A 21,863-nucleotide genomic window follows, 5' to 3' on the forward strand; every position below is an offset into this window, starting at 1 on the left:
GCAGCCTGATTACTGCCGGGCGGCCGACCGGGTCCGCATGGAAGGATGGGCGAAAACGTACCGATCCGAGGAGATGACCGGGTGCCTGGCACAAATCTGACCCGTGAAGAGGCGCAGCAGCGGGCGCGCCTCCTCACCGTTGACTCGTACGAGATCGACCTCGATCTCAGCGGCGCGCAGGAGGGCGGGAGCTACCGGTCCGCCACGACCGTGCGCTTCGAGAGCACGGAAGCCGGGGCGGAGACCTTCATCGACCTGGTCGCGCCCGCCGTGCACGAGGTGGTGCTGAACGGCAAGCCCCTGGACGTGGCCGTGGTCTTCCGGGACTCGCGCATCGCGCTGCCCCATCTGCGGCAGGGCGCGAACGAGCTGACGGTGATCGCGGACTGCGAGTACACCAACACCGGTGAGGGTCTGCACCGGTTCGTCGACCCGGTCGACCAACAGGCTTATCTGTACACGCAGTTCGAGGTGCCGGACGCGCGGCGTGTGTTCGCCTCGTTCGAGCAGCCGGACCTCAAGGCGACGTTCCGGTTCACGGTGACGGCCCCCGAGGGCTGGACCGTCGTCTCGAACTCCCCCACGCCGGAGCCCGAGTCGAACGTGTGGCGCTTCGAGCCGACGCCGCGGATCTCGACGTACATCACCGCGCTGATCGTCGGCCCGTACCACTCGGTGCACAGCACGTACGAGAAGGACGGCCAGTCGGTGCCGCTCGGCGTCTACTGCCGGCCCTCGCTCGCCGAGTACCTGGACGCGGACGCGATCTTCGAGGTCACGCGGCTCGGCTTCGACTGGTTCCAGGAGAAGTTCGACTACGCGTACCCGTTCGCCAAGTACGACCAGCTGTTCGTGCCCGAGTTCAACGCGGGCGCGATGGAGAACGCGGGCGCCGTCACCATCCGCGACCAGTACGTCTTCCGCTCGAAGGTGACGGACGCGGCGTACGAGACGCGCGCCGAGACGATCCTGCACGAGCTGGCGCACATGTGGTTCGGCGACCTGGTCACCATGGAGTGGTGGAACGACCTGTGGCTGAACGAGTCGTTCGCGACGTACACCTCGATCGCGTGCCTCGCGCACGCGCCGGAGTCGCGGTGGCCGCAGTCGTGGACGACGTTCGCCAACTCCATGAAGACCTGGGCGTACCGGCAGGACCAGCTCCCGTCGACGCACCCGATCATGGCGGAGATCACCGACCTGGACGACGTGCTCGTCAACTTCGACGGGATCACGTACGCGAAGGGCGCCTCCGTCCTCAAGCAGCTCGTCGCGTACGTCGGTCAGGACGAGTTCTTCCGGGGCGTGCAGGCGTACTTCAAGGCGCACGCCTTCGGCAACACACGCCTCTCCGATCTGCTGGGCGCGCTGGAGGAGACCTCCGGGCGTGATCTGAAGACCTGGTCGAAGGCGTGGCTGGAGACGGCCGGCATCAATGTGCTGCGGCCGGAGATCGAGCTGGACGAGGCGGGGCACGTGGCCTCCCTCGCCGTACGGCAGGAGGCGCCCGCGCTGCCCCCGGGCGCGAAGGGCACGCCGGTGCTGCGCCCGCACCGCATCGCGATCGGCTGCTACGACCTGGACGGGGACGGCAAGCTGGTCCGCACGAGCCGGATCGAGCTGGACGTCGACGGCGAACTGACACAGGTGCCCTTCCCGGCGAACACGCCGCGCCCCGCGGTCATCCTGCTCAACGACGACGACCTGAGTTACGCGAAGGTCCGTCTCGACGAGGAGTCGCTGCGGGTCGTCACCGCGCACCTCGGGGACTTCACCGAGTCGCTGCCGCGCGCGCTGAGCTGGGCGTCGGCGTGGGACATGACGCGTGACGGCGAACTCGCCACGCGCGACTACCTGGCGCTGGTCCTGTCGGGCATCGCCAAGGAGACGGACATCGGTGTCGTGCAGTCGCTGCACCGCCAGGTGAAGCTGGCGCTGGACCTGTACGCGGCGCCGGAGTGGCGCGAGACGGGGCTCACGCAGTGGACGGAGGCGACACTGGCGCACCTGCGGACGGCCGGGGCGGGCAGCGACCATCAGCTGGCCTGGGCCCGCGCCTTCGCCGCGACCGCCCGCACCCCGCAGCAACTGGACCTGCTCCAGGGGCTGTTGGACGGTACGGAGTCGGTCGAGGGCCTCGCCGTGGACACCGAGCTGCGCTGGGCGTTCGTCCAGCGGCTGGCGGCGGTCGGGGTGTTCGACGAGGAGGAGATCGCCGCGGAGTACGAGCGCGACCGTACGGCGGCGGGCGAGCGGCACGCCGCGGCGGCCCGCTCGGCACGGCCGACCGAGGAGGCGAAGGCCGAGGCGTGGGCGTCGGTCGTGGAGTCCGACAAGCTCCCGAACGCGCTCCAGGAGGCGGTCATCGGCGGCTTCGTCCAGACGGACCAGCTGGAACTGCTGGCGCCGTACACGGACAAGTACTTCGCCGCGGTCAAGGGCGTGTGGGACTCGCGCAGCCACGAGATGGCGCAGCAGATCGCGCTGGGCCTGTACCCGGCGCTCCAGGTCGGGCAGCCGACCCTGGACGCGACGGACGCGTGGCTGGCCTCGGCCTCCCCGAACGCGGCGCTGCGCCGCCTGATGTCGGAGTCCCGGGCGGGCGTGGACCGCGCGCTGCGCGCCCAGGCGGCGGACGCGGCGGCGGGCTGACGACGCGGTGAGGTGAGGTGACGGGTTGGGGGCGGCTCTTTCGTGGGGCCGCCCCCGGCTCGTCAGCCCCGGCTCGTCAGCCCCGGCTCGTCAGCGCCCGGCGCGCCCCCGGCCCGGCGCGCTTCGCCGTTACGCCGCCCCGTTCTCGTAGCGCGAGCGCAGCTCCGCCGCTCCCGCCTCCGTCAGTGAGCCGTGCAGCCGCATCCGCGCGACGCCGCCGTCCGGGAACGCGTCCAGGCGGACGTGCGTCACCACCGCCGGGACCGGCAGGACGAACCGGTGCGGGGTGTCCGGCTGGAGGCGGGTACGGGGGATCAGCTCCGTCCACTCCCCGCTCTCGCCGTTGTCCGCGCTCCCGCCGCCGCTCCCGGGGTCGCTCCCGGCGTCGCGGCCGTGCAGCGCGATCCAGCCCGCCGAGTTGCCCTTCAGGTACGCCGTGTCGATCTCCACCGCGCGCACCAGGCCCTGCGCGGCGAGCCGGAACCGTACCCAGTCGTTCGTGTCGCGCACGCGCCTGCGCCGGTTCTCCCAGCCGTCGTCCATCTTGCGGGACGTGCCCGGCAGGATGATCTGCGTGGGCGAGGAGTAGAAGCGGTCGGAGGCGTCGTCGTACGTACCGCCGTTGAGCACCGACAACAGGTCGATCGTGCCCAGGAGTCCGAGCCATTCGGGGTCCGGCACGACCTCGCCGTGGACGCGCAGGCGCGCCACGCCGCCGTCGGGGTGCAGCCGCAGGCGGAGATGGGTGTGGCGGCGGCCGGACGTGACGATGAAGCCGTTGGCCGCGTGTCCGCGTACGGGGGTGGGCGGCACCAGTTCCTCCCAGGTCACGCCGGGAGCGAGCAGCGCCTCGGGGCTCGGCGCGCCGTCGAGCGACGTCGCCTGGACGGAGATCCGCTGCGGGTAGTTCCCCCGGAAGTGCGCCGTGTCGACCACGATCCCGCGTACGACGCCGGGCGCGCCGAGGCGGACGATCGCCCAGTCGTGGTCGTCGGCGGCCGGGAAGGGGTGGCCGGCGTCCGCGCCGCGGCGGCGACGGGTCTCCCAGCCGTCCATGATCTTGCCCTTGTGGCCGAAGCGCTCGGGGTCGAAGACGGCGCGCTCGCGTACGAGGAGGTTCTCGCGCTGCGCGAAGAACTCGTCGTTGGCGGCGACGACTCCGGCGCCCAGACGCCGGTCGGCGAGGTCGACCAGCTCGGTGAAGGGGAAGTCGCCGGTGCGGTAGTCCGCGTACGGGTCGCCTCCGCCGTACGGCGCGGCGTCGTTGGCGTGCGGGTCCTCGTGCGGGGCTTCGTGGGTGTCGCGCGGGGTGTTCGGGCTCGGGTTCGGGTGCGCTTCTGGAGTCATGTCCCGACTGTCGCCCCGGCCCACCGTCCCGGTCCATCGAATGTTTTCGACAGGTTCGTTCAGCTGTGCTGAACAGTCGTACGCGCCTCCGCCGCCTCCCGCAGCGCCGCCAGCACCCGCGCCACCGCCGGGCCGCCCTCCGCCCCGCGCCGGACCGCCGCCACCACATGGCGACGCGGCTGGTCCGCGCTCAGGACCCGGGTCACCACCCCGTCCCGGCGCTGTTCCGCCGCCGCCATCCTCGGTACGAGGGCGACGCCCATGCCCGCGTCGACCATCGCGAGGATCGCGGTCCATCCGGCCGCGCTGTGCGCCTGTTCGGGCACGAACCCGGCCGCCTCGCACGCGGTGAGCGTGATCTCGGACCAGGGGCCACTGCCCCCGAAGATCCACGGCTCGCGGGCCAGGTCGGCCAGCCGCAGCCCCGGCGCGTCCGCGAGACGGTGTCCGGCGGGCAGCGCGACGTCCAGCGGGTCGACGAGCAGCGGGAGCTGGGTGAACCGGGGGTCACGGGCGGTCGGCGCGTGGGCGGCCAGCGACAGCGCCAGATCCACCGCGCCGGCGGACAGCAGCTCGTACGCCTGCGCCGCCTCCGCCTCCCTGACCCGCACCGACAGCCTCGGGGCCACCGCGCGCAGGTGCTCCACGGCCGGGACGACGAGCGCGGGAACGGCCGTCGAGAACGCGCCGACCCGCACCTCGCCCGCCTCACCGCGCAGATAGCCGGCCAACTCCGCGTCCGCGCGCTCCAGTTCGGCGAAGACCACCTCGGCGTGCCGCAGCACCAGGTGCGCGGCGTCGGTCAGCCGTACGCGCCGGCCCTGCGCCTGGAGGAGCGGTACGCCGAGCTGTCTGGCCAGGTTGGAGAGCTGCTGGGACACCGCCGACGGGGTCATCAGCAGCGCTTCGGCCGTCGCGGTGACGGTGCCGCGCTCGCGCAGCGTCCTGAGGATCTGGAGCTTCTTGATGTCCCACTCGGTCATGTCCGCCACTCTGCCTCCGGGACAGACGGAAAAGGCGCCGTACGGCACACCTGTGCCACGCGGCGCCTCCCGAGGAGAGGGGTCGTCAGACCCGGTGCTCCTTCTTGGACTTGTCGAGGACCATCACCAGACCGGCGATCACCGCGAACAGCACCAGCGGCGCGGCCACGTACAGACCGAGGGTCTCCCCGATGCTCAGGCCCGGTCCCGGGTCGTCGCCGTCGTCGCGGTTGACGGCGAGCACGGGAGACGACATGAGCAGCATCATCAGCGTCGTTCCGGCCATGACAGCGCCGGCGCGCAGGGCGTTCTTCTTGTCCACGGTGCCAACGTAGCGAACGCGTGGGGCGTGCGTGCGCCCGGGGGTCCCGTACAAGGTGTCAATTCATTACAGAGGGCCGCAATACGCTCATCAGGCCGTGCAGGCGGGGCGAGGCGGCCAGCTCCTCCAGCGTCATCGGCCGGCCCTCCGCGTCGGCGACCGGCAGCCGCCAGTTCGGATACTGGTCCCAGGTGCCCGGCAGATTCTGCGGCCTGCGGTCTCCCACCGCGTCCGGCAGCCAGACACCGACCATGCGGGCGGGTGTGCGCAGCAGGAAGCGGTACACCGCGCGGACCTGCTCCTCCTCGTCGCCCCCGTCGGCCGGCAGCAGGCCGAGCCGGATGAGCGTGCCGAGCCAGTCGGCGACCTCGGCGGACTCCTCGCGCTGCTCCTCCGCCAGCGGGCGGCCGAGCAGCCCCAGCCGGTGCCGCAGCTCCACGTGTTCGCCGGTGAGGCGTGCGGCGGTGGACGGCAGGTCGTGGGTGGTGGCGGTGGCGACGCAGTCCTCGCGCCAGCTCCCGGGGGCCAACGGGCGGCCCGTGCCCTCCCAGTCGCGTTCGAACCAGAGCACGGAGGTGCCGAGCACCCCGCGGCGGTGCAGCTCCTCCCGTACGCCGGGCTCGACCGTGCCGAGGTCCTCCCCTATGACGACGGCGCCCGCGCGGTACGCCTCCAGGACGAGGACGGCGAGCATCGCCTCGGCGTCGTACCGCACATACGTACCCCGGGTGGGATCCGCGCCGGCCGGGACCCACCAGAGCCGGAACAGGCCCATCACATGGTCGATCCGCAGGGCGCCCGCGTGGGTCAGCAGGCCCCGGAGCAGTCCGCGGTACGGCGCGAAGCCGGAGGCGGCGAGGACGTCGGGGCGCCAGGGCGGCAGCCCCCAGTCCTGGCCGTTGGCGTTGAAGGCGTCCGGCGGGGCGCCCACGGACATGCCCTCGGCGAACGCGTCGCGCTGCGCCCAGGCGTCGGCGCCGTCGGGGTGCACACCGACGGCGAGGTCGTGGACGATACCGACGGCCATGCCCGCGTCCCGGGCCGCGCGGCCGGCCGCCGCGAGCTGTTCGTCGGTGAGCCAGGCCAGCCAGCTGTGGAAGTCGACGCGGTCGATCAGTTCGTGCCGGGCCCGGCCGGTCTCGGCGGAGCGCGGGTCGCGCAGCTCCCGCGGCCAGTGGTGCCAGTCGGAGCCGTGCACCTCGGTGAGGGCGCACCAGGTCGCGTGGTCCTCCAGGGCCTGGCCCTGCTCGGCCAGGAAGTGGTGGTAGGCGGCGCGGCGGCCGGGGCCGAGCGGGACCTCGCGCACGATCTCCAGGGCCTCGCGCTTGAGCTGCCACACGGCGTCGCGGTCGATCAGCGCGCCCTTGTCGAGGACCGCGGCGCGCAGCCCGGCGGCCCGCTCCAGCAGCCCGTCGAGTGTCACGGTCCCCCGGCCGGTGACGTACGCGTACTCGGGAACGGCCTCGACCCGCAGATGGACGGGGTCGGGGAAGCGGCGCGATGAGGGGCGGTACGGCGAGGGGTCGGTCGGGTCGCCGGGGACGGCGGCGTGCAGCGGGTTGATCTGGACGAATCCGGCGCCCAGCTCGCGGCCGGACCAGGTGGCGAGTTCGGCGAGGTCGCCGAGGTCGCCCATGCCCCAGGAGCGGCTGGACAGCAGGGAGTAGAGCTGGACGAGGAAGCCGTGCGTACGGGGCGGGGGCTGCGGCACCTCGCGCGGGGCGACGACGAGCACGGCGCCCGCCGTACGGCCGTCGGCGGCGACGGCGGCGAGCCGGTGCACCCCGAGCGGCAGATCGGGCCAGGAGCGGCCCTCGGAGGCGGCGGACACGGCGCTCGGGACGGCCGCGTCCATGGGCGGCGCGTCGAGCGACGGCCACTCGACCGTGTCGCCCCGCTCCGTCTCCACCCGCAGGACCGTGCCCGGCGGCAGTTCGGCCAGCGCCCGTGGAAGGGCGGGCGGCAGGACGGCTCCGGAGCTGCCGGGGTCCGGGGTGGTCCACACGACGACGGTGGGCGGCAGCAGGCGGCTCGCGGCGGCGGACTCGGCGCGGGTCAGCGCGTCCTGGACGGCCTCGTCCGTGGACGCGTCGACGCCCAGCGCGGCGAGCACCGCGACGACCGTCTCCTCGGGGACCGGGACGGCGACGTCGGGGCCGGGTGAGTGGACGGTGGCGACACCGTGCAGCGCCGCGAGCGTGGCCAGGCGGCCCATTCAGACTCCTGAGAACTCCGTGCCGCCGGCCGTACCGGGCGCGGTCGGCTCGCTGGTGAGGGGTGCGGCGTCGGCGAGCGGGGGCTCGCTGGTGAGCGGTGCGGCGTCGGCGAGGGGCGGTTCGCTGGTGAGCGGGCCCGGGGCGTCGCCGGTCAGCGGTCCGGGCAGGGTGACGGCGAGGGGCTCGTCGCCGATCGGGTCACCAGGAACCACCTGTTTGGAAAGGGCGGAGAGAAGCAGCTGTGCGGATGCGGCCATGGCGGCGCCTCCAAGGACGACTCGGATCAACGGGACACAGCAGCCCTACCCAGTCGGCACGGCCGCAGACGTACTCGTCCGGGTAAACGTGCCCCGGTCACGCTGCGTTCCCCGAGCGGGAGTTGATCCCCCTGCCTATCACAACGGGCGAAAAACGGCATAGCGGCCACGCGCATTGACACCTTCACCCCAGGGTGGTGGGCTCGACGCCGATCGGCCGGACGGACGGGAATCCAGGGAGCCACGAGGGGAGCAGGGGCGTGCAACTCGGGCGCAGACAACGGACGGCGACAGCTGTCGCGGTCGCCGTGATCGGCGGACTTCTCGGTACGGCACCCGGCGCGACGGCGGCACCCGCCGATCCGGGCTCCCCCGCCGCCAGCACACCCGACGGGGAGGGCGAGGCGGAACTGCCCGCCGTCTGGCCCCGTCCCCAGTCGCTCAAGGCGGCGGGCACCGCCGTCACCCTCGGTGACGAGGTCACCGTCGTCGCGGCCGACGACACGGATCCGTACGCCCTCGACGCCCTGAGGGACGCGCTGCGCGAGGCCGGCGTCCGTACGGTGCGCACCACCGCCCCGCCCGTCTCCGGCCGCCCTCCGGCCACGCCGCCACCGAGCGGCGGCCCGGTCGTGCTCGCGGGCGGCAGCGGCGCCCTGAGCGCCCTCAGGAGCCTGCGGGCACCCGAGCGGACCGATCTCCCCTCCGGGGGCTACCGGATCGCCGTGGGCACCGTCGCGGGCCGCGGGACGATCGCGCTCGACGGGGTCGGCGACGACGGCCTCTTCCACGCCGCGCAGACCCTGCGGCAGCTGATCGGCGGCGCACCGGGCCGGGCGACGGTCCCCGGTGTCCTGGTGCGCGACTGGCCGGGCACGGCCGTACGCGGCATGACCGAGGGTTTCTACGGGGAACCCTGGGGCCATCAGGAGCGGCTGGCGCAGCTGGACTTCATGGGACGCACCAAGCAGAACCGCTATCTCTACGCGCCGGGTGACGACGCCTTCCGTCAGGCGCGCTGGCGCGAGCCCTACCCGGCCGGGCAGCGGGCCGAGTTCCGCGACCTGGCCGAGCGCGCGGGACGCAACCATGTGACGCTCGCGTGGGCCGTGGCCCCCGCCCAGGCCATGTGCATGACGTCCAAGGACGACGTCAAGGCGCTCAACCGCAAGATCGACGCGATGTGGGCGCTGGGTGTGCGCGCCTTCCAGCTCCAGTTCCAGGACGTCAGCTACAGCGAGTGGCACTGCGACGAGGACCGGGACACCTTCGGTTCGGGTCCCGGCGCCGCCGCGAAGGCGCAGGCGCGCGTCGCGAACGCGGTGGCCGAGCATCTCGCGCGGCGGCACCCGGGCGGCGAGCCGCTGACCGTGATGCCGACGGAGTACTTCCAGGACGGCGCCACCGAGTACCGCACGGCGCTGGCCGGCGACCTCGACGGCCGGGTCCAGGTCGCGTGGACGGGTGTCGGGGTCGTGCCGCGCACCATCACCGGAGGTGAACTGGCCGGTGCGCGCGAGGCGTTCAAGCACCCGCTGGTGACGATGGACAACTACCCGGTCAACGACTACGAGCAGGGACGCATCTTCCTCGGCCCCTACACGGGCCGCGAGCCCGGCGTCGCCGCCGGTTCGGCCGCGCTGCTCGCCAACGCGATGGAGCAGCCGTCCGCGGCCCGTATCCCGCTGTTCACGGCCGCCGACTACGCCTGGAACCCGCGCGGTTACCGGCCGCAGGAGTCCTGGCAGGCGGCGATGGACGATCTCGCGGACGGCGATCCCAAGGCGCGCGAGGCCATCGGCGCGCTCGCCGGGAACGAGTCCTCGTCGATCCTGAGCCCGACGGAGTCGGCGTATCTGCGCCCTCTGTTGAAGGAGTTCTGGCGCAGCCGTACGGACGCGGTGGCCGCGAAGGACCCGGCGGCCAGGGACGCGGCGGCGAAGCGCCTTCGGGCGGCCTTCTCCGTGATGCGGGAGACGCCGGAGCGGCTGTCCCGTACGGCCGACGGCCGGCTGGACGACGAAGTGCGGCCGTGGAGCGAGCAGTTGGCGCGCTACGGGCGGGCCGGTGAGCTGTCGGTCGACATGCTCCAGGCGCAGTCGCGGGGTGACGGCGACGCCGCCTGGCAGGCGTCGCTCGCCCTCGAACCGCTGCGGGAGGCGGCCGACCGGAGCACGGTCACCGTCGGCGAGGGCGTCCTCGACCCGTTCCTCGACCGCGCGGCCAAGGAGTCGGCGGCCTGGACGGGCGCCGACCGCTCGGCAGGCCCGGAGGCCCGCGCCAGCCGGAGCACCGACGCGTACACCGTAGGTGTGGGCCGCACCCGCCCCGTGGGCGTGATCACGACCATGACGGAGCCGGGCACGGGCGACGGCGCCTCGGTGGAGGCGCATGTCCCGGGCGAGGGCTGGCGGCGGCTCGGCCCCGTGTCGCAGTCGGGCTGGACCCAGACGGACGCGAAGGGGCTGCGCGCCGACGCCGTACGGATCAGCTGGCCCCGTGTACCGGGCGCGACGGCGCCGTCGGTGCGGCGTGTCGTGCCCTGGTACACCGACGAGCCGCGCGTACGGCTCGATCTCGCCCGGAGTGTGACGGACGCCGAGATCGGCGGGAGGACGGAGACGGTCGAGGCGGAGCTGGAGGCGCAGCGCCCCGGCGCGATCAGCGGCCCTCTGACGGCGAGGGCCCCGGACGGCATAGAGGTCACGCTGCCGAAGCGGGTGACGGTGCCGCGCGGTGTCCGTACGACCGTCCCGGTCCGGATCACCGTTCCCGAGGGCACCCCCGCGGGGAGCTACCGGGTCCCGCTGTCGTTCGGCGGGGAGGAGCGCACCCTGACGGTGCGGGCCTCGCCGCGTACCGGCGGACCCGACCTCCTGAGGACGCCGACGGCGACGGTCTCCTCGTCGGGCGACGAGACGCCCGCGTTCCCGGCCGCCGCGGCGGCCGACGGCGACCCGGCGACGCGCTGGTCGTCACCGGTCGAGGACGGCGCGTGGTGGCAGGTGGAGCTGGCGGAGCCGGCCAGGGTGGGCCGGGTGGTCCTGAACTGGCAGGACGCCTACGCGAGCGCCTACCGGATCCAGGTGTCGGCCGACGGGCGCGTATGGCGTGACGCGGCGCGGGTGGCGGACGGCAAGGGCGGGACCGAGTCGGTCCGGATGGACGCGAAGGACACCCGCTTCATCCGGATCCAGGGCGAGCGGCGCGGGACGGAGTTCGGTTACTCGCTGTGGTCGGTGGAGGCGTACGCGGTGACGGAGCCCGCGCCGCCGAAGTGAGCCGGTCAGCCGGTCAGCCGGTCGAGGACAGCCCCGGCGACCCTGACCGGCGCCGTGGAGCGGCCGCCGGGCGGGCACGGGGGCGACACGGAGCCGCACCGCGCCCCGGCACGACGAAGGCCCGGACACGACGAAGGCCCGGATCCTAGGCAGAAATGCCGTCGATCCGGGCCACCGCGTCCTCGGCGCCGAAGGGTTGCAGATACGGCATCCAGCGCGGATCCCGGTGTCCGGTCCCGATGATCCGCCAGGCGAGCCCGGACGGCGGCGCGGGCTGGTGGCGCAGTCTCCAACCCAGCTCGCGCAGATGCCGGTCCGCCTTGACGTGGTTGCAGCGGCGGCACGCGGCCACCACGTTGTCCCACACGTGCTTCCCGCCCCGGCTGCGCGGAATGACGTGGTCGACGCTGGTGGCGACGCTGCCGCAGTACATACAGCGCCCGCCGTCCCTGGCGAAGAGCGCACGACGGGTCAGCGGGACGGGCCCCCGGTAGGGGACCCGTACGAACCGTTTGAGCCGTACGACGCTGGGCGCGGGCAGGACCCGCGTCTCGCTGTGCAGGAAGGCGCCGGATTCCTCTAGGCAGATGGCCTTGTTCTCCAGAACGAGGACGAGCGCGCGGCGGAGCGGTACGACGCCGAGCGGCTCGTACGACGCGTTGAGGACCAGGACATGTGGCACGGTGCCTCCAGTTACGCCGGCGGCGCGTGGCTCGCGCCGGGACGATCTGTCTCAGTCTCTCCTCATGCCTGGTCGAAACGCCACCACGTCTTGGTAACGGGCTCGGAGTGTTTTCGCCCACACCACCCCCACGACCTCTGACCTGGCGTGTCCCCGTCCCCGTGCCTTCCAGGGACTTCGCCCGAAGCCGCCGGGTGAGGAGTGTCTCTCCCTCCCGCGGGGCGACGGCCCACACGCGATGCCCCGTTAGTGTGGTTGGTCCCGCCCGTGTTTCCAGGAGGTTCCCGCCGTGTCCCTGTCCGCCCCGCCGGCCCCGGACCCCTCGTCCGGGCCCGCCACACTCGACGAGGCCGCGGAACGGGCCAACGACGCCGCGGGCTGGGTGGAGCAGAACTGGTCCACCTGGCTGAGCGTCGGCCTGCGCATCCTGCTGATCATGGTCATCGCGCTCGTCCTGCGCCATGTCCTGCGGCGCACCATCACCCGGCTGATAGCGCGGATGAACCGCAGCGCCACGGCGGTCGAAGGCACGGCGCTCGGCGGCCTCCTGGTCAACGCGGAACGGCGCAGGCAGCGCTCCGAGGCCATCGGATCCGTGCTCCGGTCGGTGACGTCATTCACGATCCTGGGCACGGCCGCGCTGATGGCGCTGGGGGCGCTGAACATCAATCTGGCCCCGTTGCTGGCGTCGGCGGGGGTCGCCGGTGTGGCCCTGGGCTTCGGCGCGCGCAATCTCGTCACCGACTTCCTCTCCGGCGTCTTCATGATCCTGGAGGACCAGTACGGCGTGGGCGACACCATCGACGCGGGCGTCGCGTCCGGCGAGGTCATCGAGGTCGGGCTGCGGGTGACCAAGCTGCGCGGCGACGACGGCGAGATCTGGTACGTCCGCAACGGCGAGGTGAAGCGGATCGGCAACCTGAGCCAGGGCTGGGCCACGGCCGGTGTCGATGTGACGGTCCGGCCGACCGAGGATCTGGACGAGGTCCGCGACGTCATCACCGCGGTCGCGGAGAAGATGGCGAAGGAGGACCCCTGGGCGGAGCGGCTGTGGGGTCCGGTCGAGATCCTGGGCCTGGACTCCGTCCTGCTCGAATCGATGACGATCCGGGTGACCGCCAAGACGATGCCGGGCAAGGCGCTGGGCGTGGAGCGCGAGCTGCGCTGGCGCATCAAGCAGGCGTTCGACGCGGCGGGCATCCAGATCGTCGGCGGGCTGCCCCTGGCGGGTACGGAGGCGGCCGCGGCCGACCCGACGGCCGGTGTGGCCGCGCCCTCGGCCCTGGCGAGCCCCACGTCGCCGCAGTCCCTCGCGGCGTCGCCGATACCGCCGCAGCAGGCGGCCAGTCCCGGCGCCAATCCCAACCTGTCGAAGTAGTCGAACACACACCCCGCAGGTAACGCTTTGGTTGCCGCGGGGTGCTGCGGCTTCTACGGGTATTGACTGCTCCCTGACCCCCGGCCTACTTTCCTCCCATCAAATAGGAAACTTTCCTAACAGTGTCGGGAGCACCGACACCGGGAGAGCAGTCGCCGAAGGGCAGGTGCACGCCGTGAGCGATCCGTCCACGCCGTCCCCGGGCACACCACGCGTCCTGCGTGCGATGAACGACCGTGCCGCGCTGGATCTGCTGCTGGCGCACGGCACCCTCTCCCGTACCCGGATCGGCAAACTGACCGGTCTCTCCAAACCCACGGCCTCCCAGCTGCTGGCCCGACTGGAGGCGGCCGGTCTCGTCGTCGCCACCGGCACCACCGAGGGGCGTCCGGGCCCCAACGCCCAGCTGTACGCGGTGAACGCGGGCGCCGCCCACGCCGCCGGGCTCGACGTGAACCCGCAGCGCGTCCTCGCCGCCGTCGCGGACATCACCGGCGCCACCGTCGGCCGGTTCGAACTGCCCACGCCGGGGCGCCGGCCCGGCGACAGCGTCGTGACCCGGGTGACCGACGCGCTGGAGGGCGCCGTCAAGGCCGCCGGTCTGGCGCGCGGCGACGTGCACCGCGTCGTGATCGGTACACCGGGCGCCTTCGACCCGTCGACCGGTCGGCTGCGGTACGCCTCGCACCTGCCCGGCTGGCACTCCCCCACGCTGCTCGACGAACTGGCCGCCGCCCTGCCGATGCCCGTCGAGTACGAGAACGACGTGAACCTCGCGGCGGTCGCCGAACAGCGCCTGGGCGCGGCCCGCGGCAACGACGACTTCGTCCTCCTGTGGAACGAGGAGGGCCTCGGCGCCGCCCTCGTCATCAACGGCCGGCTGCACCGCGGCTTCACCGGCGGCGCCGGCGAGGTCGGCTTCCTCCCGGTGCCGGGCACTCCCCTCGTACGCCAGGTGGTCAAGGCCAACAGCGGCGGCTTCCAGGAGCTGGCGGGCGCCCAGTCCGTGCCCCGCCTCGCCCGCAGTCTCGGCATCGAGACGCCGGAACAGCCGTACGTGGACGTCGCCGCCGCCCTCCTTACGAAGGCCGCCGCCGGGCACGAGGAGGATCCGCGGCTGGCGGAGCTGCTGCGGCTGTTCGCGCAGCGGCTCGCCACCGGGCTCGCGTCCGTGACCGCGGTGCTCGACCCCGAACTCATCGTCCTCGCGGGCGGGGTGACCGCCGCCGGCGGAGAACCGCTGCGCGCCCTGGTCCAGGCGGAACTCGCCGAACTGGCCGCCTCCAGACCCCGGCTGCTCATCGGCGAGGTACAGCGGGACCCCGTGTTGCGCGGCGCGCTGGAGAGCGCGCTGGCGACCACCCGCGACGAGGTCTTCGACACCTCGCGCTGACCCGCCCCCGGCCTCCGGGCCCCCAGACCCCCCAAAGCCCCCTCACGACCCCGTCACATCCCTTTCAGGACCCGACCGACACCGGGAGTTCCGTCATGCCCAGAAACCGCCGTCTGACCGCTTCCGCCGTCGCGGTCGCCGCGCTGTCCGTCCTCACCGCCGCGTGTACGGGGCAGTCCGGCGACACCGCGTCGGACGACCCGAACGCCAAGACCACGATCACCTTCTGGCACGGCTGGAGCGCGCCCTCCGAGGTCAAGGCGATCAAGGAGAACATCGACCGGTTCGAGAACGCCCACCCGAACATCAAGGTCGACGTCGTCGGGAACATCAACGACGACAAGCTCAACCAGGCGCTGCGCGCGGGCGGTTCGAAGGGCCCGGACGTCGTGTCGTCCTTCACCACCTCCAACGTCGGCAAGTTCTGCTCGTCCGGCGCCTTCGCCGATCTTGAGCCCTTCATAAAGAAGGACAAGATCGACCTGGCGAAGACGTTCCCGAAGGTGCTGCTCCAGTACACCGAGTTCGAGGGCGACCGCTGCGCGCTGCCGCTGCTCAGCGACGCGTACGGGCTGTACTACAACAAGGACGCCTTCAAGGAGGCGGGCATCACGGCCCCGCCGAAGACGATGTCCGAGCTGACCGAGGTCGCCAAGAAGCTGACCAAGCCCAAGGGCGACACCTACGAGCAGGTCGGCATGATGCCGACGTACCACGGCTACGAGACGGTCGTCGACCACTACATGTCGAGCTGGGACCACGCGTACTTCGACAAGGACGGCAAGTCCAACATCGCCAAGGACCCGGCCTTCGCCAAGATGTTCACGTACCAGAAGAAGCTCGTCGAGGACCTCGGCGGCTTCGCCAAACTGGAGAAGTACCGCAGCACCTTCGGTGACGAGTGGGGCGCCAAGCACCCCTTCCACACCGGTCAGGTCGCGATGCAGCTGGACGGCGAGTGGCGGCTCGGCATGGCCGAGGACGCGGGCGTCGACTTCGAGATCGGTGTGGCCCCGATGCCCGTCGCCGACGACGAGGCCGACAGCTACGGCAAGGGCTTCCTCTCCGGCACGATCATGGGCATCGCGCCGCAGAGCAAGAAGCAGAACGCCGCGTGGGAGCTGGTGAAGTACATGACCACCGACACCAAGGCGGTCGTGGAGTTCGCCAACGGCATCAACAACGTGCCCTCCACGCTCGCCGCGCTCAAGTCGCCCGACCTGAAGTTCGACCCGCGCTTCAAGACGTTCCTCGACATCGCGCAGCACCCGAAGTCCAACACCCCCGACGGCGCGATCAACGGCGCGACGTACCAGCAGACGCTCCAGGACTTCGGCTTCCAGTACGAGAAGGGCTCCGTCAAGGACCTCCAGGAGGGCCTGGAGAAGACGGCGAAGCAGATCGACCGCGACATCGAGCAGGCCAAGTAGCGGGCCGGGACGTCCGCCGATGTCCAGCAACACGCTTCGCTCGAAGCGGCGCAGGAGCGCCCTTCGGACGGTGGCGTTCATGTCGCCCTGGTTGATCGGGTTCACGGTCTTCTTCGCGTACCCGCTCGTCTCGACCGTGTACTTCTCCTTCATGAAGTACGACGGTTTCAACTCCCCCGTCTGGAACGGGCTCGGGAACTGGTCGTACGTCTTCAGCGACTACCCGATGTTCTGGCCGTCGCTGCGCAACACCCTGTGGCTGGTCCTGGTGATGGTCACCTGCCGGGTCGTGTTCGGCCTCGGCGTCGGCATGCTGATCACCAAGATCAAGACGGGCACCGGGGTCTTCCGGACCCTGTTCTACCTGCCGTACCTGGCGCCGCCCGTCGCGGCCACCCTGGCCTTCGTGTTCCTCCTCAACCCCGGTACGGGGCCGGTCAACACGATCCTCGGCGACCTCGGGCTGCCCACGCCGGGCTGGTTCAACGACGCCTCCTGGTCCAAGCCGGCGCTCACCGCGCTGGCCGTCTGGGGCATCGGCGACCTGATGGTCATCTTCATGGCCGCGCTGCTCGACGTACCGAAGGAGCAGTACGAGGCTGCCGAGCTGGACGGCACGTCGGCGTGGCAGCGCTTCCGCTTCGTGACGCTGCCGAACATCTCGCCGATCGTGCTGTTCGCCGTGGTCACGGGCGTGATCCAGGCGATGCAGTACTACACACAGCCACTGGTCGCGGGCAAGGTCGCCTCCGGCGTGATCGGCGGCTCGGGCCAGCAGTTCGAGCCCGGCTACCCGGACAAGTCGACGCTGACCCTGCCGCAGCTCGTCTACAACCTCGGCTTCCAGCGTTTCGACTACGGCGCCGCCTGCGTCGTCGCGCTCGTCCTGTTCGCCCTGGCCATGGTCTTCACCGCGTTCCTGATGCGGCGTCGCGGCGGACTGATCGGAACGGGTGACTGACCATGTCCCAGAAACTCCTCGAAGCGCCCGACCGGCCGCTGAAGCCCTCGGACGACCGGACACCGGCGGCCCGCACCGCGCGCCGCAAGGCGGCGCTGCACTGGATCGCCGTGCACTCGCTCGGTGTCGCGGCGGCGCTGTTCTTCGTCCTGCCGTTCGTCTTCCTCTTCCTCACCTCGGTGATGAGCGACCAGCAGGCACTCACCCGCGACCTCACCCCGAACAGCTGGGAGTGGGGCAACTACACCAAGGTCTTCGACACGCCGGGCTTTCTGACCTGGTGGAAGAACACCCTGCTGTACGCGGGGCTCGGGACCCTGCTGTCGGTGGCCTCCTCGATCCCGGTGGCGTACGCGCTGGCCAAGTTCCGCTTCCGCGGGCGGCAGTTGTCGCTGATGCTGGTCATCTCGATGATGATGCTGCCGCCCCAGGTGATCATCATTCCGATGTATCTCTTCTGGGCGAAGCAGTTCGACCTGTCGGGCACGCTCTGGCCGCTGATCATCCCGATGGCGTTCGGCGACGCGTTCTCCATCTTCCTACTGAGGCAGTTCCTGCTCACGATCCCCAACGAGTACCTGGACGCGGCCCGCGTCGACGGCTGCGGTGAGTTCCGTACGCTGCTCAGGGTCGTCCTGCCGATGGCGAAGCCGGGCATCGCCGCCGTGGCGCTGTTCCAGTTCTTCTACGCGTGGAACGACTACTTCGGCCCACAGATCTACGCGTCGGAGAACCCGGCCGCCTGGACGCTCAGTTACGGACTGGAGTCCTTCAAGGGCGCGCACCACACCGACTGGAACCTGACCATGGCCGCGACCGTTCTGGTCATGGCCCCTGTGATCCTCGTCTTCTTCTTCGCACAGAAGGCGTTTGTCGAGGGCGTCACACTGACCGGAGTGAAGGGCTAGAAGAACACATGAAGCTCGCAGTAGTGGGTGGCGGGTCCACCTATACACCTGAGTTGATCGACGGCTTCGCCCGGTTGAGGGACACGCTCCCGATCAGTGAGCTGGTGCTCGTCGACCCGGCGGCCGACCGTCTCGATCTGGTGGGCGGTCTCGCCCGGCGGATCTTCGCCAAGCAGGGGCACCCCGGAAAGATCGTCACGACGTCCGACCTGGACGCGGGTGTGGCCGGCGCCGACGCCGTCCTGCTCCAACTGCGCGTCGGCGGACAGGCCGCGCGCCAGCAGGACGAGACCTGGCCGCTGGAGTGCGGCTGCGTCGGCCAGGAGACGACGGGCGCGGGCGGCCTCGCCAAGGCGCTGCGTACGGTGCCGGTCGTCCTGGACATCGCCGAGCGGGTACGGCGCGCCAACCCGGACGCGTGGATCATCGACTTCACCAACCCGGTGGGGATCGTGACGCGCGCCCTGCTGCAGGCCGGGCACAAGGCGATCGGGCTGTGCAACGTCGCGATCGGCTTCCAGCGCAAGTTCGCGAAGCTGCTGGACGTCGCCCCGTCGGCCGTCCATCTGGAGCACATCGGGCTGAACCATCTGACCTGGGAGCGGAGCGTACGGCTCGGCGGTCCCGACGGCGAGAACGTGCTGCCGAAGCTGATCGCCGAGCACGGCGACGCCATCGCGGCCGATCTGCGGCTGCCGCGCCGGGTGCTCGACACCCTCGGCGTGGTGCCCTCCTACTACCTGCGCTACTTCTACGCGCACGACGAGGTCGTCCGTGAGCTGGGCACCAAGCCGTCGCGGGCCGCGGAAGTGGCCGAGATGGAGGCGCAGTTGCTCGCCATGTACGGCGACCCGGCGCTGGACGAGAAGCCCGAGCTGCTGGCCAAGCGCGGCGGCGCCTTCTACAGCGAGGCCGCGGTCGATCTCGCCGCCTCGCTGCTGGGCGACGCGGGCAGCGGCGGCAGCCCGGTCCAGGTCGTCAACACGTACAACAACGGCACGCTGCCGTTCCTCGCCGACGACGCGGTGATCGAGGTGCAGGCCAGGGTCGACGCCTCGGGGGCGACGCCGCTGGCCGTGCCCGAGGTCGACCCGCTGTTCGCGGGGCTGATCGCCAATGTCACCGCGTACGAGGACCTGGCGCTCCAGGCCGCGCTGCACGGTGGGCGCGACCGCGTCTACAAGGCGCTGCTGTCGCACCCGTTGATCGGTCAGTACGAGTACGCCGAGGGCCTGACCGACCGTCTGATCGCGCACAACCGGGAGCACCTCGCGTGGGCATGAGCCGGACCGAGCCGGCGGCGGGGCGCGGCAGCGTCCTGGCCGTCGACGCCGGGAACAGCAAGACCGATGTGACCGTCATCGGTGCCGACGGGTATGTGCTCGGCGCGGCGCGCGGCGGCGGGTTCCAGCCGCCGGTCGTCGGCGTGGAGCCGGCGATCGACCGGCTGGCCGCGATCGTCGCCGACGCGGCGGCCGACGCCGGCCTCCGTACGGAGGGGATCGTCGGGCATGTCTCCGCGTGTCTGGCCAACGCCGATCTTCCGGTGGAGGAGCGGGAGTTGGCGGCGGCGGTGCAGCGGCGCGGCTGGGGACGTACCACCGAGGTGCGCAACGACACGTTCGCGATACTGCGTGCCGGGCTGCCCGGCGGCGCCGAACCGCGCGGGGTCGCCGTCGTGTGCGGCGCGGGCATCAACTGCGTGGGCATGCTGCCGGACGGCCGTACGGCGCGCTTCCCCGCGATCGGCCGGATCTCCGGCGACTGGGGCGGCGGCTCCGGGCTGTCCGAGGAGGCGCTGTGGTTCGCGGCGCGCGCCGAGGACGGGCGGGGTGAGCCGACGGAGCTGACGCGCACGGTGCCGGGGCACTTCGGCCTCGGCTCGGTGTACGCGCTGATCGAGGCGCTGCACCTGGGTCATCTCCCGTACGCGCGCAGGCACGAGCTGGCACCGGTCCTCTTCGCCACCAGCGCGGCGGGCGACGCCGTGGCCAGGTCGCTGGTCGACCGGCTCGCCGCCGAGGTGGTGGCGCTGGCCGGGGTGGCGCTGGAGCGGCTGGGGCTGCTGGACGAGGAGGTACCGGTGCTGCTGGGCGGCAGTGTGCTGGCGGCCCGGCATCCGCAACTGGACGACGGGATCCGGGAGTTGCTGGCGGCCCGCGCGCCGAAGGCCGTGGTGGGAGTGGTGGCGGCGCCGCCGGTGCTGGGCGCCGGGCTGCTGGGGCTGGACCACACCGGCGCCGCCGCGGAGGCGCACGCCAGGCTGCGGGCGCACTACGACGCGTGAGGCCTGACGTCTGAGGCCTGACATCTGACGTCCGAGGTGGCCGCGTGCGCGAGCGCGGGCGCCCAACGCCGGGCGCGCGCTGGGCGCGTAACGTGACGAGACCCGTGATCGGACCCTTTCGAGTGGGAACCGATCACGGGTCCGCGGCGTATTGAATGGAGGGAGCACGGTGGGGGGATCGTGCTCCATCGTCCGGCTTCGTCCGCACAAGGCCGGGCTTCGTCCGCACAAGATCACGTCAAGGCTTGTGTGGACAGCGGTCCCTGCGGCCATACTGCTGGCCGGGACTTGTCCCTCCGTCCGCCGAGGGGCGCGACGCCGTCGTCAGTGACCGAGGGGGAGGTCAAGTGACATACCCGCCGAATGTGCGCACAGCGCCTGTTCCGGCGCCGACGCACGCGCCCGCGCCGTCAGCTCCACCGCCCGTGCCGCCACCCGCGCCGCGTGGCGCGTGGGCCGAGGGCAGGGAGCGTCTGCGCGCCGCGGCGACGACGGAGCCGGGGCGGCTCCAGATCATCGGGGCGCTCCTGGCCCTGCTGGTCGTGGTGTTCGGGGCGGTGACGGCTTTCGAGGTCTCCGACCGGTACTCCTCCGCCGACGACGTCGTCGAGCGCAGCCAGCCGCTGAGCGCGGTCGCGGCGAAGATCTACGGCTCGCTGGCCTCCGCCGACACGGCCGCGTCGAGCGGCTTCCTGGCGGGCGCGCAGGAGCCGGCGACGGTGCAGAAGGTGTACCGGGACGACATCAAGAGGGCGTCCGAGCTGCTGATCGACGCCGCGACGAGCACGGACAGCTCCAGCGACTCCGGCCGCCAGATCGCCACCATCAACGAGAAACTGCCGCGCTACACCGGTCTGATCGAGCGCGCGCGGGCCAACAACCGGCAGGGACTGCCGCTGGGCGGCGCCTATCTGCGCTATGCCAACCAGCTGATGACGAAGGAGATCCTGCCGGCGGCCGAGAAGCTGTACGCGTCGGAGACGGCCCGGCTCGACCGGGACCACGAGGACGCCCGGGTCTGGCCGTTCCTGGCCCTTGCCGCCGGTGTCGTCGCCCTGGGTGTCCTCGCCTGGGCGCAGCGCCGCAACTACCAGCGTACGAACAGGGTGTTCAACCACGGTCTCCTCGCGGCGACGGCCGCCGCCACCGTGGTGCTGCTGTGGCTGGCGGTGGGCCACACGCTGGCGCGCGTCGAGCTGAACAACGCGAACGCGGACGGGCAGGCGTCGCTGAAGGTCCTCAACGACGCCCGGATCAGCTCGCTGAAGGCCCGCGCGAGCGAGAATCTGACACTGGTCGCGCGCGGCGCCGTCCTCACCGAGAAGAAGGGCGACGAGCCGCAGAAGGACCAGTACGAGGTGGACCACCAGACCAACATGAGGAATCTCGGCGCGGCGCTGGCGACGGCGGAGAGGCTCGCCGACGACGACGCGGGGAGCCGGCCGGTCGACCAGGCCCGGGAGGCCGCCGCCGAGTGGCAGAAGCGGCACAAGTCGGCGAACGACACCGACAAGGCCGGTGAGTACGACGACGCCGTGGAGTTGGTCATCGGCGACAAGGCATCGACGGGCGAGTCGTTCAATCTCGTGGACGACGCGCTGGAGAAGGCGATCGCCCACGAGCAGGGGGAGTTCACCGACTCCGCGAAGTCCGGCCGCGGCGCGCTGTTCGGCCTGGCGATCGGGGCCCTGGTGCTGGGCCTGCTGGGTGCGGTCTGCGCCATTCTGGGTATCAACCGCAGGCTTTCGGAGTACCGGTGACAGGGG

Annotated in this window: 16 protein-coding genes; 10 read left to right on the forward strand and 6 right to left on the reverse strand. The window is 71.8% G+C overall.

Annotated features, from left to right (window positions below):
* Positions 1 to 81 precede the first annotated feature (81 nt).
* The gene (gene pepN, locus ACFUN8_RS12190; protein ID WP_383634896.1) at positions 82 to 2,652 is read left to right on the forward strand and encodes an aminopeptidase N; all 2,571 of its coding nucleotides are present in this window, start codon (positions 82 to 84) and stop codon (positions 2,650 to 2,652) included.
* A gap of 129 nt (positions 2,653 to 2,781) precedes the next feature.
* Here pepN and alc read toward each other — a convergent pair whose 3' ends face one another.
* The 5 genes from alc to ACFUN8_RS12215 form a co-directional block, all read right to left on the reverse strand.
* Positions 2,782 to 3,999, reverse strand: coding sequence for an allantoicase (gene alc / locus ACFUN8_RS12195; RefSeq protein ID WP_383634898.1), 1,218 nt, complete (start codon positions 3,997 to 3,999; stop codon positions 2,782 to 2,784).
* Positions 4,000 to 4,058: 59 nt separating this feature from the next.
* Positions 4,059 to 4,982 (reverse strand): LysR substrate-binding domain-containing protein, encoded by a 924-nt coding sequence (locus tag ACFUN8_RS12200; RefSeq protein WP_383634900.1) that lies wholly within the window; start codon positions 4,980 to 4,982, stop codon positions 4,059 to 4,061.
* Between the two features lie 85 nt (positions 4,983 to 5,067).
* Complete coding sequence (locus ACFUN8_RS12205) at positions 5,068 to 5,304, reverse strand: hypothetical protein (RefSeq protein WP_383634903.1); 237 nt, start codon at positions 5,302 to 5,304, stop codon at positions 5,068 to 5,070.
* 58 nt (positions 5,305 to 5,362) lie between these two features.
* The gene (gene malQ / locus ACFUN8_RS12210) at positions 5,363 to 7,519 is read right to left on the reverse strand and encodes a 4-alpha-glucanotransferase (protein ID WP_383634904.1); all 2,157 of its coding nucleotides are present in this window, start codon (positions 7,517 to 7,519) and stop codon (positions 5,363 to 5,365) included.
* Entirely contained in the window at positions 7,520 to 7,777 is a 258-nt protein-coding gene (locus ACFUN8_RS12215; protein ID WP_383634906.1) for a hypothetical protein, read from the reverse strand.
* Positions 7,778 to 8,037: 260 nt separating this feature from the next.
* On the opposite strand from ACFUN8_RS12215, the gene ACFUN8_RS12220 reads away from it, so the two are divergent.
* Positions 8,038 to 11,058 carry a beta-N-acetylglucosaminidase domain-containing protein gene (locus ACFUN8_RS12220; protein WP_383634908.1) on the forward strand — a complete coding sequence of 1,007 codons (3,021 nt, stop codon included), beginning with the start codon at positions 8,038 to 8,040 and terminating at the stop codon, positions 11,056 to 11,058.
* A 145-nt stretch (positions 11,059 to 11,203) separates the two neighbouring features.
* Here the strand turns inward: ACFUN8_RS12220 and ACFUN8_RS12225 are convergent, their stop codons facing one another.
* Entirely contained in the window at positions 11,204 to 11,740 is a 537-nt protein-coding gene (locus tag ACFUN8_RS12225; RefSeq protein WP_189107091.1) for an HNH endonuclease, read from the reverse strand.
* Between the two features lie 289 nt (positions 11,741 to 12,029).
* On the opposite strand from ACFUN8_RS12225, the gene ACFUN8_RS12230 reads away from it, so the two are divergent.
* The 8 genes from ACFUN8_RS12230 to ACFUN8_RS12265 all read left to right on the forward strand — a co-directional run bounded on the left by ACFUN8_RS12230 (position 12,030) and on the right by ACFUN8_RS12265 (position 21,857).
* Entirely contained in the window at positions 12,030 to 13,118 is a 1,089-nt protein-coding gene (locus ACFUN8_RS12230) for a mechanosensitive ion channel family protein (RefSeq protein ID WP_383634910.1), read from the forward strand.
* 226 nt (positions 13,119 to 13,344) lie between these two features.
* On the forward strand, positions 13,345 to 14,511 hold the full coding sequence (locus tag ACFUN8_RS12235; protein WP_383634976.1) for an ROK family protein: 1,167 nt from the start codon (positions 13,345 to 13,347) through the stop codon (positions 14,509 to 14,511).
* Between the two features lie 95 nt (positions 14,512 to 14,606).
* Positions 14,607 to 15,941 (forward strand): ABC transporter substrate-binding protein, encoded by a 1,335-nt coding sequence (locus ACFUN8_RS12240; protein ID WP_383634912.1) that lies wholly within the window; start codon positions 14,607 to 14,609, stop codon positions 15,939 to 15,941.
* Between the two features lie 19 nt (positions 15,942 to 15,960).
* On the forward strand, positions 15,961 to 16,902 hold the full coding sequence (locus ACFUN8_RS12245) for a carbohydrate ABC transporter permease (RefSeq protein WP_382564399.1): 942 nt from the start codon (positions 15,961 to 15,963) through the stop codon (positions 16,900 to 16,902).
* A gap of 2 nt (positions 16,903 to 16,904) precedes the next feature.
* Complete coding sequence (locus ACFUN8_RS12250) at positions 16,905 to 17,810, forward strand: carbohydrate ABC transporter permease (RefSeq protein WP_383634915.1); 906 nt, start codon at positions 16,905 to 16,907, stop codon at positions 17,808 to 17,810.
* 8 nt (positions 17,811 to 17,818) lie between these two features.
* Positions 17,819 to 19,093, forward strand: coding sequence for a 6-phospho-beta-glucosidase (locus ACFUN8_RS12255; protein ID WP_383634917.1), 1,275 nt, complete (start codon positions 17,819 to 17,821; stop codon positions 19,091 to 19,093).
* On the forward strand, positions 19,090 to 20,097 hold the full coding sequence (locus ACFUN8_RS12260) for an N-acetylglucosamine kinase (protein WP_383634919.1): 1,008 nt from the start codon (positions 19,090 to 19,092) through the stop codon (positions 20,095 to 20,097). Before ACFUN8_RS12255 ends, ACFUN8_RS12260 begins: the two co-directional genes overlap by 4 nt.
* Before the next feature lie 347 nt (positions 20,098 to 20,444).
* On the forward strand, positions 20,445 to 21,857 hold the full coding sequence (locus ACFUN8_RS12265; RefSeq protein ID WP_383634921.1) for a hypothetical protein: 1,413 nt from the start codon (positions 20,445 to 20,447) through the stop codon (positions 21,855 to 21,857).
* Positions 21,858 to 21,863 lie beyond the last annotated feature (6 nt).

Source organism: Streptomyces sp. NPDC057307 (assembly GCF_042667665.1).
GTDB lineage: Bacteria > Actinomycetota > Actinomycetes > Streptomycetales > Streptomycetaceae > Streptomyces.

What these genes read in the sequence shown, in the direction of transcription:
- malQ (WP_383634904.1), bottom strand. Translation starts at nt 7,519, where the DNA reads ATGGGCCGCCTGGCCACGCTCGCGGCGCTGCACGGTGTCGCCACCGTC.
- ACFUN8_RS12235 (WP_383634976.1), top strand. Translation starts at nt 13,345, where the DNA reads ATGAACGACCGTGCCGCGCTGGATCTGCTGCTGGCGCACGGCACCCTC.
- ACFUN8_RS12250 (WP_383634915.1), top strand. Translation starts at nt 16,905, where the DNA reads ATGTCCCAGAAACTCCTCGAAGCGCCCGACCGGCCGCTGAAGCCCTCG.
- ACFUN8_RS12260 (WP_383634919.1), top strand. Translation starts at nt 19,090, where the DNA reads ATGAGCCGGACCGAGCCGGCGGCGGGGCGCGGCAGCGTCCTGGCCGTC.
- ACFUN8_RS12215 (WP_383634906.1), bottom strand. Translation starts at nt 7,777, where the DNA reads ATGGCCGCATCCGCACAGCTGCTTCTCTCCGCCCTTTCCAAACAGGTG.
- ACFUN8_RS12240 (WP_383634912.1), top strand. Translation starts at nt 14,607, where the DNA reads ATGCCCAGAAACCGCCGTCTGACCGCTTCCGCCGTCGCGGTCGCCGCG.
- ACFUN8_RS12245 (WP_382564399.1), top strand. Translation starts at nt 15,961, where the DNA reads ATGTCCAGCAACACGCTTCGCTCGAAGCGGCGCAGGAGCGCCCTTCGG.
- ACFUN8_RS12200 (WP_383634900.1), bottom strand. Translation starts at nt 4,982, where the DNA reads ATGACCGAGTGGGACATCAAGAAGCTCCAGATCCTCAGGACGCTGCGC.
- alc (WP_383634898.1), bottom strand. Translation starts at nt 3,999, where the DNA reads ATGACTCCAGAAGCGCACCCGAACCCGAGCCCGAACACCCCGCGCGAC.
- ACFUN8_RS12255 (WP_383634917.1), top strand. Translation starts at nt 17,819, where the DNA reads ATGAAGCTCGCAGTAGTGGGTGGCGGGTCCACCTATACACCTGAGTTG.